The sequence below is a fragment of the Corynebacterium sp. NML140438 genome, from assembly GCF_001875725.1.
GTDB lineage: Bacteria > Actinomycetota > Actinomycetes > Mycobacteriales > Mycobacteriaceae > Corynebacterium.
This window is the reverse complement of the sequence record NZ_MLCQ01000022.1, coordinates 211,389-227,563: the sequence shown is the minus strand read 5'-3', so window position 1 is coordinate 227,563 and position 16,175 is coordinate 211,389. Positions and strand designations below refer to the sequence as shown.

Genomic DNA, 16,175 nt, shown 5'->3' with positions numbered 1-16,175 from the left:
TGAGGTGTCAACCACCACCCCAGGTTGTTTCCTCGGGCTAAGTGTCAACTATGTCGCGGCTGAGGTGTCAACCATCAGGAAGGTTCTCGCAGGCACGCCGTGTCAACTATGTCGTGACTTCGGACACTGTCGGGGACACAATTTTCTACGGGGGTTTCACGAAACTGTTCCAGTCTTTTCACGAAACCTCCTGCCGGCCGAAGGAAAACGGCCGCGAACACAAAAATGATCCGCTCCGCTCGGTCGGAGCGGTCATTTTTCTTTGTCTGAACGCCGTTTTGTGTGTCTGACTCGGCGTGTCGCTTGGGCTAGATTTGGCCTTTTGAATGCCGATTGAATGGGCGTAGTTGGTGTCGATAGCGTTGTCGTAGAGGGCTGGTCGTCCTGTTTCGTGGTCGGCTTGGTTCTCGTTGTGGGTCAGGGTTTGTATTTTGGCGAGTTGGTCCTGGCCCCAGTTGGACTGTCTGGCGATTTCTACGGGATCGTCGGGCAGTTCTGTTTTTAGATACAGCCATCACGCTTGCCGATGTTTTCTCGGCTCCGCTCACTACCATTGAGAACGGTGGGCACTTCCTGGGGAGTGACGGCTACCTCGACTTTCCGCAGTTGTGGCAGCACATTACGCAGTAGCTGCGCAATCTATGAGCCCTCTGTCATGGCTTTAAGCGCCGCAACGTGCTGTGCATAGGCTTCTGTTCCAGTCTGCGTCAACGCGACCCAGACGGCGTCTTTCGCGCGCGTGGAGCTATATTCGCGGGTGCGGCTGATATAGCCGCTGTCCTCAAGATGTTTCAACTGCTTGGAAAGCGTATCGGCAGGAAGCTCGGTGAGCTCTGCAAGCACGGCGTATTTCATCTGCCTGCCGCCGGTTGCGCCTGAATGGAACAGCGTGGCACAAATTTTAAGCCGGTTGATGGGGTGGATGACCGGATCCAGCTTTGCTGGGCGTAGTGAAGGATCCTTAGACATTGACGCCCTTTACGGCGGCGTTGCGGTTCTCATACAACATCCATGCCGTCGCTGTAGAGACAACGACGCCGCAGACAATCATCCACGGCCACGAATCCGGCGTCGGTGTTGTAGACATGATCATTGCACCGGGTAGCAATACTCGTGACCAGGTTGCGCGATCGTTGCTCGGACCCGTATTTGGATCGAGGCGCACGAATGGGTTTGCAATCTTATCCTTGAGGAGATAGCCCAGAACGAACGTCGGTACAAGAACCGCGAGGCCGTACCACCATGACAGCTTGGTTAGCGCGAGACCGCCGCCGACGCCAAGCGCCACTATCGCCACCGCCCACCAGCTCTGCGTCCACGTGGTGCGTTCTTGAACGTCGTGAATGATCTTAAGGTCGTCGCTCATTGTTCTTCCCCTAACGTCAACTTCACTTGCTTGCAACTAAGGCAAGTGTAACACTTGCTGTACATGCAAGTCTAATGCTTGCAAAGTATGCAAGTGAAGGACTGCGCATAGTGGGGATATAGCTACGCATGGGGTCTAACGAGGCTGGTGGTCTGCTACTGTGACATCTGGCCGACTTTTATTGACTGAGGCTCCACAGGCCTTACATCGCCATCGGGTAGTGCGTTTGCTGGTTGTTCCATTGCGTTTGGCATCACCGCCGCAGTAGCAGTATGGTCGGTTCTTTGGCATTGAGCCACCACACCACCGCCTACTACCACAGACTGGCTCGGCGTGTCTCACATTGTTGTGATTTGCGCGTAGCTGTCTTAGTGTGAGCCGTCGGCATCCGCAAGGGTGTCGACGGAGCTTGAGGACGTAAACGTCTGTTTAACGGTTGCTGAGGAGGTCACAGATCGTCCTGACTAGATGCATCAAAAAGCTAGCGACCACAATTGGTGGTCGCTAACTAAAGGTGTAGGCAAGTCTTCTGAAATTACCGTTGATTTCCACTCATATTATTCCTCAAGCGGTAAATGTCAGCGGCTAACCCTGAGGCGATAAGCATAGCGCTGGCTGCAAGAAAATTTCGGCTAAAAAGCACGGCGATTCCCGCAATTGCCATAATCACTGAAGATACGATGTATAGTTTATTTACATCCATTCATGCCTCCGCTTTTACTGTATCTCAGTTGAAACAGTATACAGAAACCCCGGCCACGCCGATTAGTTTAGCACTTAAGTCACGAAGCGCTGGTTGGAGAAGAAATTGCCTCTGACGAACTGAAGGAGCGTCACGCCTGGTATTGGCGGATCTCGCGCACGTCGCGGGTCACGAAGCGGAAGCCTATGAGCAACGACGAAATGCAAGCGCTGGCCGCTGAATGGGACGCGGGCAAGACGAAAACCGTGAGCGACCTGTTCCACTCGGAGGTGGTCTCGCTCGGCTTAGTGACCGCCTACGTCAACAAATTCGCTGAGCTCAACGACAAGTTGGAGAAGGAGCTCGAGCGGCATGAGAACGAGCGAGAAGAACGCGAAGCGAACGCCTAGCCCGGACAACGCAGAGCACAAGGAGAATGACCAAACCATGAAGAAGATCTACTACAGCGCCCATAACGTCCACCCACGAGCCGTGCTGGCAAGCCAGAACGAAAACGGCTCCTGGACTGTCGAGAACGAGGCCAAGACGGTTTCCGTCGCGTTAAACGAGGACGGCTTCCGTTACGCATACCGTGACGAGCCCCGTGACGGGGAGAACTGGCTCACCGACCACGAAGGCTTCGGCGGTGCCGAAGGAATTGCTCGCGCGATTGCGGGCGGCGCCGAGCCGCGTTGGCTCACAACGAAAGAAGAAGTTAAGCAGTGGGCAGACGAGCACCCCGATGCCTGGTTCCTCGACCTCAACATTCTCGGGGCGCTTAAGCTGGGGGACTTGCCGTGGGGCCACATGTCCAAGACTCCGCACGGGTTGCAGTCGGAGGAAAACGAACAGTGGGCACTGCCGCTCGTGGTGCTTGCTCCCGCCGAGGAAGCTGCTGGCCGGCACGGTTAGTAGTCATGTGTCGTGTAACCGGAGACGGAACCCGGTGTAATCGGGGTGTAACCGCGAACCTGATATAACTGGTCAGGAGGTTTCGTGAAAGCCCCTTTTGCTCTAAATTTGGTCGCTTTCCCAATAAAATAGGCCGCGGAGTCGGTCTTTTGCAACCAATTCCAGGGCTTTAGAGTTTTCGAACACGACTTCTGGATCGAAAGGCTTTCTTCTGCGAAAACCTTGCAGCCTGACGGGTTATGCGGCCACTGGCAGCGCATTCGGGAACGTGCCGGCCAGCGTATTCGTGCTGCAGCGCGGTCCTGGGTGTAGCGGGTGGTGTGGCGCTTCGGCTCGCCAGGCTCATGCTCGAACCACTCGCAGTCGGACGCGAGGAGCAGGACATTGACCGCGACACAACTCACTGCGGACGCCAGCAGTTGGCCGGCCCAGCCGCGCATGAGTCGGTTGGTTTGGTCGCCAATTCCCACGCGCGAGCGTTTGTGAGCTTGTCGTCACGCGACTCAATGGAGTTTCGCTGGCCGTAGACCTCTCCCCACTCTGGGTTCTTGTAAGCGGGTCCGTCCTGACTGAGCTTGGCACCGTCGGCTGCGGTGTTGTTAATGGTGCCAGAGGTCTGACGGCACACCTTCGGAGCTTGTTCCTTGGACGGTACTTCCTTCACTGCGAGCGGAATCTGCACCTTGGAAGTCGAGCTCTCTTTGGACCGCAGCACGAGCGGGCAAGCTAGCGAGGTGCCGTTGGCACGGACAAGGCACATACGGCGCTCAACACCGACGTTTGTGATACCTTTGTGAGGCAACTCAAAACGCTTGCGGAACTCAAGGGGGTGGAGGTAGACCTCCCGGTTTTTCGTCTCTTTGTACTCTGCGTGAATGTTGACGAGGTCTGAGAACGCCTTAATTCCCGGCAATCAGTCGCCTAAGGACGAGGACACGCAATACTCGGAGCGGGCTGACCTGGACCCGACCGAGGACAATTTGACGTTATAATTTTACGTCTACTCCTGATTGAAAGAGTTCCAACGTCGGTAGAGCGCGTTGAATAATCTCGCTGCAGAAAAGAATACGGTAAAAAGAAAAACCGAAGACAAGCAGAAGATTAAAATCGCTTCCACGAGGGTCCCCGGCTCACTCTGGAGCGATATAATGGTGGTCGCGATAGCTCCTAAGAGAGATGCGGTGATTACTTGCCAGAGAGGCCAAACCCCATTTTTCATAAGTATCCTACTCAGCTCTTAAGTAATCTGATACCACCTAATCATAAGCGCTAATACGGCATTACGAATGGGGACCTTTGCAGCGTTTGCGACAGGACGAAGCGCCGGCGGGACTGCCCCTGTGATACAGCCACCAATTAGCGCATCAACACGTGCTTCGGCTTCTAGTCTGTGACCATGCCTTATTTTACTAACCAGCTCGCCTACAGCCGCTCCTCCAGGAGCCCCTACGACGCAGCCACCAATTACAGCAATGAACGGCAGAATAGCGGCTGGAACCGCACGAACAGAAACCTCTTCCGAATCAGAATGTTGCTTCTGGATTGCTTCAACTTCACGAAGCGAAGGCATTATCTCAGCTTGAGCTTCCGGATCGCTCGGAAAAAGCGCCGCAGCTACGCCTTCCGGAGTAGATTCTTTCGAGGCATTGTCGAGAGCTTCATAAAACTCCGGCGGAAACCCTTCCACCCTTTCACCACAGATTGGGGCAGATTCTGAAATACTGTCAGCACTTGCAGCGGGTACTATGAACAAAGAGGACGTTGGAAGAACGGTAGCCATCAGGAAAGCAACCAGTTTTCTTCTGGCAGAACGAGTAGTTTTCTGCTTACTTTGCGAATTCAAGATGTAACTGCGGGACATAATAAGCCTTCCGGGTATTGCGATGCCTGTCATAGTTGAAATAACTTTGGCGTCAACTGTCTTGTTTTCATGAGACAATCGGAAAGAAATATCATCTAGGTGTTTTGTCTCCTTCTAACGCCGAAACTACCCGCGTTCCATCAATTGCTCTAGCCCTGTACACAAAATTGGAACGAAAGTGCCCACCTTTTCGGGGGTCAGCCTTTCACTGGTTTTCTGGGGAATAGAATCACAGCCAGCAAAAATCGAGAAACCACCCCGAGCACACGGCGGATTCAACGTCGGAGTCGTGGCCGGCTTACTCAGCTTGTCGGGCGGTGTGTCTGATGCTGTCGGCGTATGTCTACCTTCCTGGACAGCGCGGTTTTCCGTCTCGCGGACCGGGTCCAGCTACGAAACGGATGCCGGAGCGTGGCAGTGACTTTCCAGGTAAACGTGATGGCGTGGAGCATTTTGGATGTGGCCGTGGAATGTGGAACACCGGACGATATGGGGTTGGAGCAGCTGGAGGAGTTTTCCGAATCCCCGCACCACCCCCGCTGCCTGGTGATGGGGGTTTGTAATTTTTCGAGCGGGGCAGCCAACTCTCTTAAATTTGCTTAATGCTTCCCACTCAAAGGCTGTCGTGGCCCCTACCTGGCAACGATGGCATGCGAATTAGGGCTTCCTTGCAATCTTTTCTTGCTTGGTCCGCCGCAAAATCGACATTTTCCCATTTTTCAGCCGTCAAAATACGGATTCACCTGCAACAACTCTTTCTTGACTCTTTCTTGCTTCGACCATCATACGAGGATCATCAAGCACAAAACAGCAGCTACCACGTATTTTCCTTCTCTGCGCTCCCCTTGGCCAGATCCACGATCCATTGGAAATCATCACCAGAATCACTCCGGTCTGGATCGACCTTTACAAACGCCAGCGGGCGGGCCGAGGCCGGTCGGCGATTACGCATCTTCTCCAACGGTTCCGACATCGCAAACATCTCCCCTACACAAAATAGACAGCTCGGTATAGAGCGAGTTGAGTGTAGCACTCCAGCTTCGTCAGAGAGCGTTCACGCGTTAGAACTCCGGCGGAATCACAATCCAGGCCACAACATAAAGAATGATCAAAGGTACAAACGCCGTAACGAGTCCGATAAGCACGATACCGATTCGAACAAGTGCAGGATCGAGGCCAGCATACTCCGCGATTCCCCCGCAAACCCCGGCAATATATTTGTCCACCATGGAGCGCTGCAGGCGCTTTGGGCTAGGGTTTGGCTGGTACTGGGGTTGGTTCATTGGGAAGGACATAGCGCCTCGCTTTCCTTTTGGTTATCTACGGAGCTGGGAGTTGGCTTGAGCCCCAAGTACTCCTTGGAAGAACTTGGTCAGCGTCGGGATATCGTTGGGGTCGAGGTGGTCAAAGACGAGCCGCCGAACGCTTTCAACATGGCCTGGTGCCGCTGCCTCCAGACGACGCAAGCCGTCGTCAGTCAAGGTGACGAGAACACCCCTGGCATCACCAGGGCATTTCTGTTTCAACACCAGCCCGCGCTTCTCCATGCGGGTGACCTGGTGCGAAGTGCGAGAACGGTCCCACTCCAGAACCCAGCACAGATCGCGCAACCGCATGGTGTGTTCTTCAGCTTCAGACAGACTGACAAGCACCGAGAACTCTGGCGAAGAGAGATTGGAATCTGCCTGGAGGGTGTCGTCGAGAGCGCGGGAAATCTTCCGCGAAGTGGCAAGCATGAGCCGCCAGAGGTCCTGTTCGGCGTCGCTGAGCCAGTGTGGTGCGTCAGACATACCTCTCACTGTAGTAGATCCCCAATCATGTTCATAGCATCCATCAATTAGTCTTCAGTTGCTCAATTTCGTAACGGTTGTCGCTGGACACCCCGTCGTAACGGTTGGGATAGCAGGTCAGCACAATGACTTGAGCGTGCTTGCCCACCCTATTAAACAGTGCGTTCATCAGTTGCAGGCGGTGCGGGTCTGTTGCTCCAAGAGCGTCGTCAATGACCACAGGAACCGGGGAGGTGCCGTCACGTGCGACAAGCTCTGCTATCGCGAAGCGGGTCAGCAGTGCCAATTGTTCTTGCGCACCACCGGATAGCTCTTCGATCGGTAGTGACACACCCGCGACGTTTCGCCGAGTGATTTGTAGTTGGTCGTCCAGTTCGAATTCCACATCTCGGCCGAACAACGCCCCCGCATACCCTTCGAGCGCCGCAGCGAACGGTGCCGCATAGCGCGCATTCGCTTCTTCGCGGTAGCGCTGCAGTGTGTCGTATAAGAGTTTGGTTGCCTCGGCGCGACGCTTCGTGCGGTGGTATTCAGATTCGGCAGCATCGAGGGTTGCTTCAGCGCGGTCAACCTTTTCCGCAATGCCGGAGGCCATCTCGAAGTAGCTTTTCAGCTCTGCGATGCGCTTGTCGGCCGCTGTGTAGCGATCCTGCAGGTTCACTAAACGGGTCTGCGCGCTCTCGAGCAGTGCCTGTGCCATATCAACATTCGCGTCCTGTGCCGCCGCCGTCACTTCATCCAGCGTGGCACGGGCGGCGCTAAGGCTTTCTGCTGCGGCTTGCTGGGCCGCATCCAATTCTTCAAATGTGGCGTGTTCCTGGTCTGCGCGCAGCTCTTCTTTTGCGTTTTGCACAACTTCCTCGTGGGTCGAAAGTTTCGTCTCCAGAACCAGTAGCGCTTGTTGCGCTTTGCGTTCTCGGTGGGGCTCCAATGCGGCGGCAGCTACTTCTGCATCATGCTGTGCCGTCTGTAAGGCTGCTTCGGCGGATTCGAATTCCTGCTCCGCGACTTCTCGTTCCAACGCCGTGGGATCCTCGCCCAGGGTTGCTGCGTGTTCCGCGTGCAGTTTCTGCAACCGAACGTGGCGTTCCTGTAGCGCAGATAGGTCTCTGCCTGCGAGGATATCTTCTCGACGCCGCTTCGCCTCCTCCACGCGTTGGGCAAAGGATCGGTGCTCGTCGCGCTTCGCGCGCACTTCCGCAACGTCTTCACAACCGAGCTCCGCGAGCACCTCTTCAAGCGCACGTTCTGCGGCCTCCACAGCGTCGTGTTCACCCACACTGTTGGCACCTGCGCTGTACGTGAGATGGAATTCACCGAATTGGAAGGTGGTGGCGTCGAAAAGCTCGATGGTGCGTTCCCCATCAACGTGCGTGGGGGCGTCATCGTGGATGAACGTGGCGTCTTCGGCACGCACGGTCAGCTTTGCGGTCGCCGCAGCGCGGATGGTGCGTTGGATTTTCACCTCGCTTGCAGCTTCCTCAGCGCGAGTCACGTCCGCGTCGGTGATAGGTCGGACGGGTGATTCGGAAACAAGCTTTTGATATTCAGTCTGTGCGGACTCGATCTGGTCAAGCACTGCCTGCAATTCTGAAAGCTCCTGCTGGCACAGCGCGTACTCCCGCATGGCACGGGTACGACGTGCGTTCTCACGTGCTTTCGCCAGCTCGGTTTGGTGCCGCTTTAAGGCATCGGTGAGTGAGGCGATGGTTGCTGCTTCCTCATCGTTGGCTTGCTGCGCGAGAGCTCTCTCCTTCTCGAGCGCGACGTGTTGCTCACGTAACTGCGCAAGGCGCTGCTCAAGCTTTTTCCTGTTCTCCACGTCTTGTGCGGCGCGTTGTGCTGTAAGGTCCGCGTACTTCACAGCCTCCTGAGCTGCCTGGCGCTTGGAAACGACCTCTTCGGCGTATTTCGCGTCGATTTGTCGGGCTTCGAGATCCTGCTGCGCCTGGGGCAGCTCATCCTGAATCTGCTGCATTTGCTGCTGCAGCCGCTCCACTTCGACGACTTCCCCGTCAAACTTCCGCTTTTGCGCTACAAGTTCCTCGTGCTGTTGGCGCGCATCTTCGGCGGCTTTCCGGAGCTTGTCGTATTCGCCTCGCGGGCGACCCGTGGGTGTGAAGAACGCTGCATATTCGTCGCTGACACGCTGCATGAGCGCGGTGTCATCGTAAGCAGCTTCCTCTGCACTGAGTTCGGCATCCCCGTCAAGGGTCCGAACAACGCTTGGGATACCGGCTGCTCTGATCCCTGCCGCGAACTGCCCCTGTCGCAGGAAGAGTGTGGAGGCGAGCTCTTGGTCAAGGTTTTCTGAAAGGATCCGCGCAAGCTCGTCGTCGGCCTCGCGCCCGGTGTACTGGCGCAGCTGCGGGCGAGTGATGTTGAGCTCCGAGTACTTCCCTTTCCCCCACTGCTTCGCAATAGTGAAGCTGTAGTCCCCGACCGTCACCTCAAGCCGCACTGCAGGCGAAACGTCCCTCCCGATTGGAGTGAGCACACCAATTTTCTTCCCGCCGGCAGTGTGGCGTTCGTTGAGCACTGTCGTCAGCGCGTCAAGGATGGTGGATTTGCCTGCCTCGTTGTTGCCATGGATCACGATCACACCGGTATCTGGCAGGTCTCTGAGCTCTAATCGCTGAATTCCACGGAAGTTTTCAATGGTGATCGAATGGATGCGCATTTAGTTCACTTCCTTGGAGAATCGGAACAGAAGGTTCACTGCGTCACGGGCTGTCGCGGAGCCTGTGGCATTATCTTGCGCGGATGCCTGGGAGATCAGCTCCCGCATCGCTTCGGCCGCGTAACCGCTCAGCGGAAGGTTTTCGAGCTCTTCATCGCTGGGCGCCAAGTGCAAGCTCATGAGGCGCTCACGCTCATACAACGCGGCAAACACCGGCTCAAGCCGCCCTATCGCCTGCTCAAAGGTAGCCATCGCCGCAAGGCCAAGCGTGCCACGCACCGAATACTTCACCACCGTGCGGTCTTTGTGCTCGTAGCGTTCAAGCTGATCCACAATCTTTGCGACGTCCCCTTCGTCACTAACTTCCCAGTCCAGTGCCTCAAACGTCCATGCTCCTGTCTCAACTGGCTCGACGTTCACAGTGCAATCGTCTGCGGAGGACTTCGCAATCTCGACGACGAGGGCATTGCCGGAGTCAACCTCGCCGCCACCGGAGGGGCCGCCGGTGGCGAAGTCGTGGAAATCAGTGGTTTCCGGGCTGCCCGAGAACCATACACGGCCACTCGTGCCGAGCGACTGAGTGGAGTGCGTATCCCCCAACGCGACGTAATCGATCACCCCTGAGGCCAGCTTTTCCTCCAACAAATCCAAATCGATGAGCGCTTCGGCTTGTTCTTTCCCGTAGCCATCTACTTGGCCGTGCCCAACGAGGACGCGGATCGTATCCGTCGGCTCCAAGTCACGTACGGCACGGGCGCAGAGGTCCTCGGAGGCGTATCGGGCTTTCAGCGGTGCGCCGACGAGCTCGACACCGGGCGCCACCTCCACGGGGTCGAAGGAGTCCAGCACCTGAACGTTCTCCAAGTCCTCAGTCGCGTTGAAGATCGAGTCAGCCACCAGCGGGTCGTGGTTGCCCGGGAGCAGCAACACAGGTACCGGAAGACGCTTCAAAGCTTCGAGCGCTCTGCCCAACGTCGACTGTTCCAGCGCATTGTGTTCAAAGACATCGCCGGCGATCACGATGCAGGAAGCATCATGCTCCGTGGCGGCCTGCCCGAGGCGCTCGACGGCACGCAAGCGGGCGTCGTCAAACCTTGATTGAGCCTCGGCGCGCAGAAACTTCCGAGTCATGCCAAGCTGCAGGTCAGAGGAGTGGATAAATCGAAAAGTGTTCACATACTTACTACTACCAAACGGCCCGGACATTAGTCCTCAGTTTCAGTCAGGGCATAGAACAAATCTTCGATATCGGAAACCGCGCGAAGCTGATCGATATTCGTAAACGAGATCGTCTGCATGGCTTTATGCAGCATCGTGATGTCGGAATCTTCAATCATCGGGGCGACTTGGGGCGTGGGCAAATCTGGCAGCGTGCCGCCCTCCCAAAAGTCTGGCTCCGGGCTGGGCCCAGGTGAAGGGACCTCGCCTGGTGCATCCGGTTGCGCCGCCTCATGCTGCACGGTCGGTGGTGCCATGCCGGTCAAGCGTGCAATCGAGCTATCCCGAAGTTGCAGAATGAACTCGTGGTGCTCACTCATGCGCTGCGCGGCCTGATACCCCACGGCCACTATGTGTTTGCAGGCCACGACGGGGTCAGGGCAGCTACAGTACAGCCGAAACTCTTCGGGCCCGTTGGCGATCAGCGTGTCTAATGCCTCGTCGGTGTACACACCATTGCGTGCCTTCATCAGCGCGGCTGAATCGTGCGCAATGTCGGAAAGCAGCCCGCCGATGTCAGCAGCAGTGCGTCGCGGCAGCTCGATCACGGTGTGGAACGGTTCGATTTGTGAGCCCGTCACAACCGCATCAATTCCGCCTAACCGCGGATAGAGCTCGGCGACGTGACCTCCGTGGGCGTACGCAATGCCCCGCTTAATGCGACCGGCATCACTGTAGCGTACTACTGCTTCCCAGATTCTGCCGCCGGCTGCATTCCATGTCACGGGTACATCGCCATAACGGGAGCGAGTCTCCGCTGCTTGTTTCGCCTGCTTCTGCTCCGGCGAGCGTCGCCGTGCACCAAAGTTGGCGTAGATGACATTGTCTTCACGTGGCCGCTGTGTGCTCATAGGTTGCGCTCGTCTCCGTTGCCTCGATAGCTCATCAGTTGTGCAAGGTCGTCCGCGTCGAGTTCCGTGATCCAACCCTCGCCTTCACCAATCACGGCGCCCGCGAGGTGCATCTTGCCGTCCAAGATGTCCTGGATCGACTCCTCCATGGTTCCGCGCGTAATCATCTTGTACACGGTGACGTCTTTCTTCTGGCCAATGCGGAACGCGCGATCGGTCGCCTGGTTCTCCACGGCAGGGTTCCACCAGCGGTCGAGGTGGATCACCATCGATGCGGCAGTGAGGTTGAGCCCGGTGCCACCGGCTTTAAGGCTCAGCAGCATCGCTCGCGGACCGTTCGGTTCTTGGAAATGTGCCACCATTGCATCTCGCGCACTCTTTCCTACCCCGCCGTGGAGGAACGGGATGATCTCACCGAGGTAGTCACTCAAGAATGGTTGCAGAATGTCGCCAAATGCCTTGTACTGGGTAAAAATCAGTACGCGTTGGTCGCTACGCACGGCCTCACCGAGTAGCTCCACGAGGCGCGCGACTTTGCCAGACCTATGGTGGCCGTCGGCAAGCACTGGCGAGCCATCACCCAAGAAGTGTGCCGGGTGGTTACAGATCTGCTTGATGCGGGTAATCGTGGCAAGCACCAGGCCTTTACGCGCCATCCCCTTGCGTTCCTGCAGTTCACGCTGCATGCGGTCGACGAGTGCTGTGTAGAGCGCTGCTTGCTCAGCGGTCATGTCGACTGTCAGTACGTGTTCAGCCTTCTCCGGCAAATCATCAATAATCGCGGTGTCCGTCTTCAACCTGCGCAGGATGAACGGTGCGGTGAGGCGCTGCAGCCGCTCCCCCATCTCCTCGGCGAGGCCCTCGTCCCGGCGCGACTCAATCGCTCGAGCGAAGTGGTTACGGAAGAAAGATTGCGAACCAAGGATGCCTGGATTCACGAAGTCGAGGAGGCTGCGCAGCTCGGAGAGCTTATTTTCGATGGGGGTGCCTGTCAGCGCGATACGGTGGCGAGCTGGCAGCGCTCGCACGCTTTTCGACGCCCTCGTCCCCGCATTCTTAATCGCCTGCGCCTCATCGAGCACTACATGATCCCATTCGATAAGAGACAAATCGATGACATCGCGCGACGCGATCCCATAGGAAGTGATGGTGATGTCATGTTCCTTGATGGCATCCCGGAGTTCCTCGGCCTTGTACCTGGCACTGCCGTGGTGGACATATACGGAGAGGTGCGGGACGAACTTCGCCGCCTCACGGGCCCAGTTGCCCACCACTGAGGTCGGAGCAACAACGAGAGTTGGGCCGGTGCGCTGACCCCGTTCCTCTTCGACGGCAAGCAGCGTGAGCAGCTGGAGCGTCTTGCCGAGTCCCATGTCATCGGCAAGCACCGCGCCTAGATGGTTGCGAGACATGTAGTACAGCCAGTCCACGCCACGGCGTTGGTACTCGCGTAACTCTGCATGCACGGTCGTTGGGATGTCGACGCGCTCCGGCGCAGGTCGATCCATCCCACCAACCAGAGACGTAAACCACCGGGAACCGGTGAATTCGAGTGGCGACTCCGGCCCGCCCTCCAGCGCGAGCTGACGAAGCTCCTCCGCCGTCACCGCGCCGTGGTCCTCTGATGCTTCGAGTTTTTGGTACTCCTCCTCAAGTTGATCTGCGCGAGCAGCAAGGGTCTCCGCATCGTCTGCTCCCGCATCTGCTGCGAGCTGCGCCGTCATCCGTGCCTCTTCAGCTTCACGCTTTGCACGCGCAAGCGCGGTCCCATGAAGTTTTTCCATGTAGCGCTTCGTGCGCTCGAGGTGGCGCGTATCGGCAAGCACCCACTCACCGCGCAGTTTGATCAGACCGGACTTGGACTCGACGAGTCGTTGCATCTCATCGTCTGTCAGCTCAGTGCCACCGATGCTCACACGCCAGTCGTAATTGATCAGCTGGCCGAAGCCCAGCCTGGTCACCGCAGTTGCGTCGTACGGATTCTTCGCTTCCGAAAGGTGCAGCTTCGAGGTTGTCTCCGCGGTTGTCCAGGCACGCGGCAGCATCACCGCGTAGTTTGCGAGCCGTAGCTTGCTCACTTCAGTCTCTACGAACTGCACAATCTCTTCCGCCGACAGGTACACGTCCCAGTCCCCGTCAAGCGCGGAGCCCGGCGTCGTCGCCGCACGCCGGTGCGTTGCTGGATCAATCAGGTCGGAGACGTTGATGGCGTCGCGAAGCACGGAGTGCAACTGCTGCACGGTGTAGGCGTCGTACTCCGACAACCGGATAGGGCGGGGCGACTCGTCCCCAGAACGCACGTTCACCCGAATCGGCCACTGCGTGAGCGCCTCGTCGACCTCTTCATCTGGATCTGCGGGCTGCTCCACAATAAACACCAGCTGGAAGTTCGTCGCTGTAATCGATCCGTTCCACTGACTCATCTGGCGTGCGAATGCACTCGAGCCTCGCCGTAACGGCGTCCCGTTGAGCAGCGACTGCACAAAGTCGTGCCACGGGAAAGGGCGCTCGCCACGCAGCATCGAGGAGTTGCGTAGTTGGGTAGAGGCAATCCAGTGCACAAAGGTACGCGAGCAGTCCTCGTCAAGCCTTCTGTTGTTTTCCGTCAGCACGCCCGGCGCGGCCGCGATCATGTCTGCGAGCCAGCCGCGTTCCTCCACCCCGGTGCCCAGCTGCCACTGCGCGTACCACTGAAAATCCTGGGAGGGCACGTGGATGGACACTCTCCCAGCACGCACGAACCGCTCCAGGCCAAGGAACATCTGAATCAGCCACAGAAGGTCCGGGGCCACCGACGCCCGCTGCTGCTCAGTGAGCCCCTCCGGCGCCTCAGCGTCCGGATTCATGAGAAAGGACATTGCCTTAAGAAACTGCACGGCTTCATCGGGAGCGAATGCCGCCGTCGGCACCCGAAGCCGTAGAAGCTTCCCCTTCGGCGTGCGCAGAAGCACCTTGCCGCGGTGTCGAAACTTCACCCCTTCCAGCAGCGTGTGGACCGGTTCGGGGAAGGTCCCCTTCGGTACTTCATCAAGCGTGATGATCTTGTGGCCCGCCACCTGCTCGACCCAGACCTGCAGGCCAGAATCTGGCAGCCACAGCCCGTGAAGAAGGAATTTTGGCATGCCCACCCTTATACCATCCTTGATTTTGCTACATCGACTACGGTTTTAACGGTAATCTTTAAAACTCTACTCGCTTATCTTTTCTATTGCTTTAGGGAGGCAAACATGGCCGATAGCTTCTGGCTTGTCCTTGCCATCGTGTTGTATTTCGGAGTCATGGTTGCCATTGGGTTTTATTCGTGGATCCAGACGAGCAAGTATGACGACTACGTTCTTGGCGACCGTGGACTGCACCCGTTCGTGGCGGGCCTCTCCGCAGGCGCTTCAGATATGTCGGGGTGGCTGCTCATGGGGCTGCCTGGCGCATTGTTTGTCTCCGGCATGAGTGAGCTCTGGATCGTCATCGGGCTCCTGGTTGGTTCCTGGGCAAACTGGAAGTTCGTCGCCCCTCGCCTCCGGGCGTATACGGAGGTATCGAACAACTCGATTACCCTGCCTTCCTTCTTCGAGAACCGTACCCGAGACTCCTCGCACGTCCTGCGGTTCGTCGCAGCCGTGATCATTATTTTCTTCTTCACGTTCTACGTCTCCTCAGGCATGGTTTCGGGCGGCCGCTACTTCGAGTCCACCTTCCACGGTGACTACCTCACCGGCGTGCTCATCGTCGGTTCGATCACTGTCCTTTACACATTCATCGGTGGCTTCCTCGCTGTGAGCTATACCGACGTTGTCCAGGGCATCCTGATGTTCTTGGCGCTGGTCACGGTGCCGCTGATGGCGCTGATCTCGCTCGATACCCCCTCTGATATCTTCTCGTTCGCATCCCACCATGCCTACGGCCCGTGGGAGGCCGGCAACCCGGACTATTTCAACATGATCGCCGGTGTCTCGCTGGCAACGATCATCGGCAACCTGGCGTGGGGCTTCGGCTACATGGGACAGCCACACATCGTCACCCGCTTCATGGCGCTGCGCTCCCCTGCCGAGGCGACCAGCGCACGCAGGACCGGGATCAGCTGGGTCACCATCTGCTTCGCTGGTGCGGTATTCACCGCACTCGTCTCGACGGTCTTTTTCGCCGAAACACCGCACAGCGTGACTGACCAAAGCGGCTTCGAAACCATCTTCTTGGACCTGGCCCGCATCCTCTTCCACCCGCTGATCGCAGGCATCGTCCTGACCGCGGTGCTCGCGGCGATCATGTCCACCATGTCCTCCCAGCTACTGATCACGTCCTCCGCGCTCGTCGAGGATATCTACCGCGCCGTAGCGAAGCAGGCTCCAAGTCAGACCGCTCTGCTGGTCCTTTCGCGCACGATGGTGGTGCTGGTCGCCGCAATTGCGATGGTGCTGGCAATCAACCCATCGGATACGATCCTGGGCCTCGTCGCCTTCGCCTGGGCTGGTTTCGGTGCGAGCTTCGGCCCTGTGGTGATTGCTGCGCTGTACTGGCGTCGCCTCACCGCACCGGGCGCTATCGCAGGCATGCTCGTCGGTGCGATCACTGTGTTCGTGTGGGGCTCCTCCGACACGCTGTCCGGAATCATCTACGAAATCGTTCCGGGTATCGCGTTCGCCTCCATCGCACTCGTTATGGTCTCATTACTGACGAAGCCAAAGGAGGGCGTCGAGGACGAGTTCACGCGTGCACTCGCCGTGACAGACTTCGCACTCGCCACACCAGGCGCCACGTTCGCTGAGGCGCTTCAGGCTACTACGGGAACCGAGGGGACCTCGCGCGCGTCTAACTAAC

14 protein-coding genes and 2 pseudogenes are annotated in these 16,175 nt (G+C 57.6%); 3 read left to right on the top strand and 13 right to left on the bottom strand.

Going from position 1 to position 16,175, the window contains the following annotated elements:
- Window positions 1-319 precede the first annotated feature (319 nt).
- The 4 genes and pseudogenes from BJP08_RS07995 to BJP08_RS11645 form a co-directional block, all read right to left on the bottom strand.
- Window positions 320-514, bottom strand: a pseudogene (locus BJP08_RS07995) (IS256 family transposase); the annotation flags it as partial.
- 125 nt (window positions 515-639) lie between these two features.
- Window positions 640-969, bottom strand: coding sequence for a transcriptional regulator (locus BJP08_RS07990; RefSeq protein ID WP_071569087.1), 330 nt, complete (start codon window positions 967-969; stop codon window positions 640-642).
- The gene (locus BJP08_RS07985) at window positions 962-1,366 is read right to left on the bottom strand and encodes a hypothetical protein (RefSeq protein WP_071569086.1); all 405 of its coding nucleotides are present in this window, start codon (window positions 1,364-1,366) and stop codon (window positions 962-964) included. Before BJP08_RS07985 ends, BJP08_RS07990 begins: the two co-directional genes overlap by 8 nt.
- 159 nt (window positions 1,367-1,525) lie before the next feature.
- Window positions 1,526-1,657 (bottom strand): annotated as a pseudogene (locus BJP08_RS11645) (IS256 family transposase); the annotation flags it as partial.
- 597 nt (window positions 1,658-2,254) lie between these two features.
- On the opposite strand from BJP08_RS11645, the gene BJP08_RS07975 reads away from it, so the two are divergent.
- Both BJP08_RS07975 and BJP08_RS07970 read left to right on the top strand, forming a co-directional pair.
- Window positions 2,255-2,458 carry a hypothetical protein gene (locus BJP08_RS07975; RefSeq protein ID WP_071569084.1) on the top strand — a complete coding sequence of 68 codons (204 nt, stop codon included), beginning with the start codon at window positions 2,255-2,257 and terminating at the stop codon, window positions 2,456-2,458.
- Complete coding sequence (locus tag BJP08_RS07970; RefSeq protein WP_143110059.1) at window positions 2,421-2,960, top strand: hypothetical protein; 540 nt, start codon at window positions 2,421-2,423, stop codon at window positions 2,958-2,960. The genes BJP08_RS07975 and BJP08_RS07970 overlap by 38 nt, the downstream gene beginning before the upstream one ends.
- Before the next feature lie 400 nt (window positions 2,961-3,360).
- Here BJP08_RS07970 and BJP08_RS07965 read toward each other — a convergent pair whose 3' ends face one another.
- From BJP08_RS07965 to BJP08_RS07925, 9 genes are all read right to left on the bottom strand, one after another.
- Window positions 3,361-3,873: a hypothetical protein gene (locus BJP08_RS07965; RefSeq protein ID WP_071569082.1), complete on the bottom strand. Its 513-nt coding sequence runs from the start codon at window positions 3,871-3,873 to the stop codon at window positions 3,361-3,363.
- A 324-nt stretch (window positions 3,874-4,197) separates the two neighbouring features.
- Window positions 4,198-4,854, bottom strand: a complete 657-nt coding sequence (locus BJP08_RS11425; protein ID WP_143110058.1) for a hypothetical protein — start codon at window positions 4,852-4,854, stop codon at window positions 4,198-4,200.
- Between the two features lie 781 nt (window positions 4,855-5,635).
- Complete coding sequence (locus BJP08_RS11640; protein WP_177221736.1) at window positions 5,636-5,794, bottom strand: hypothetical protein; 159 nt, start codon at window positions 5,792-5,794, stop codon at window positions 5,636-5,638.
- An 88-nt stretch (window positions 5,795-5,882) separates the two neighbouring features.
- Entirely contained in the window at window positions 5,883-6,116 is a 234-nt protein-coding gene (locus tag BJP08_RS07950) for a PspC domain-containing protein (RefSeq protein WP_255364802.1), read from the bottom strand.
- A 21-nt stretch (window positions 6,117-6,137) separates the two neighbouring features.
- A complete protein-coding gene (locus BJP08_RS07945) occupies window positions 6,138-6,611 on the bottom strand; it encodes a MarR family winged helix-turn-helix transcriptional regulator (RefSeq protein WP_071569079.1) in 474 nt (157 codons plus the stop codon).
- A gap of 43 nt (window positions 6,612-6,654) precedes the next feature.
- Window positions 6,655-9,291, bottom strand: coding sequence for an AAA family ATPase (locus BJP08_RS07940; protein ID WP_071569078.1), 2,637 nt, complete (start codon window positions 9,289-9,291; stop codon window positions 6,655-6,657).
- Window positions 9,292-10,497 (bottom strand): metallophosphoesterase, encoded by a 1,206-nt coding sequence (locus tag BJP08_RS07935; RefSeq protein ID WP_071569077.1) that lies wholly within the window; start codon window positions 10,495-10,497, stop codon window positions 9,292-9,294.
- Entirely contained in the window at window positions 10,497-11,360 is an 864-nt protein-coding gene (locus tag BJP08_RS07930; protein ID WP_071569076.1) for a hypothetical protein, read from the bottom strand. The genes BJP08_RS07935 and BJP08_RS07930 overlap by 1 nt, the downstream gene beginning before the upstream one ends.
- On the bottom strand, window positions 11,357-14,482 hold the full coding sequence (locus tag BJP08_RS07925) for a DEAD/DEAH box helicase (RefSeq protein ID WP_071569106.1): 3,126 nt from the start codon (window positions 14,480-14,482) through the stop codon (window positions 11,357-11,359). Before BJP08_RS07925 ends, BJP08_RS07930 begins: the two co-directional genes overlap by 4 nt.
- A gap of 105 nt (window positions 14,483-14,587) precedes the next feature.
- On the opposite strand from BJP08_RS07925, the gene putP reads away from it, so the two are divergent.
- Window positions 14,588-16,174, top strand: coding sequence for a sodium/proline symporter PutP (gene putP / locus BJP08_RS07920; protein WP_071569075.1), 1,587 nt, complete (start codon window positions 14,588-14,590; stop codon window positions 16,172-16,174).
- The last annotated feature ends 1 nt before the right edge of the window (window position 16,175 follow it).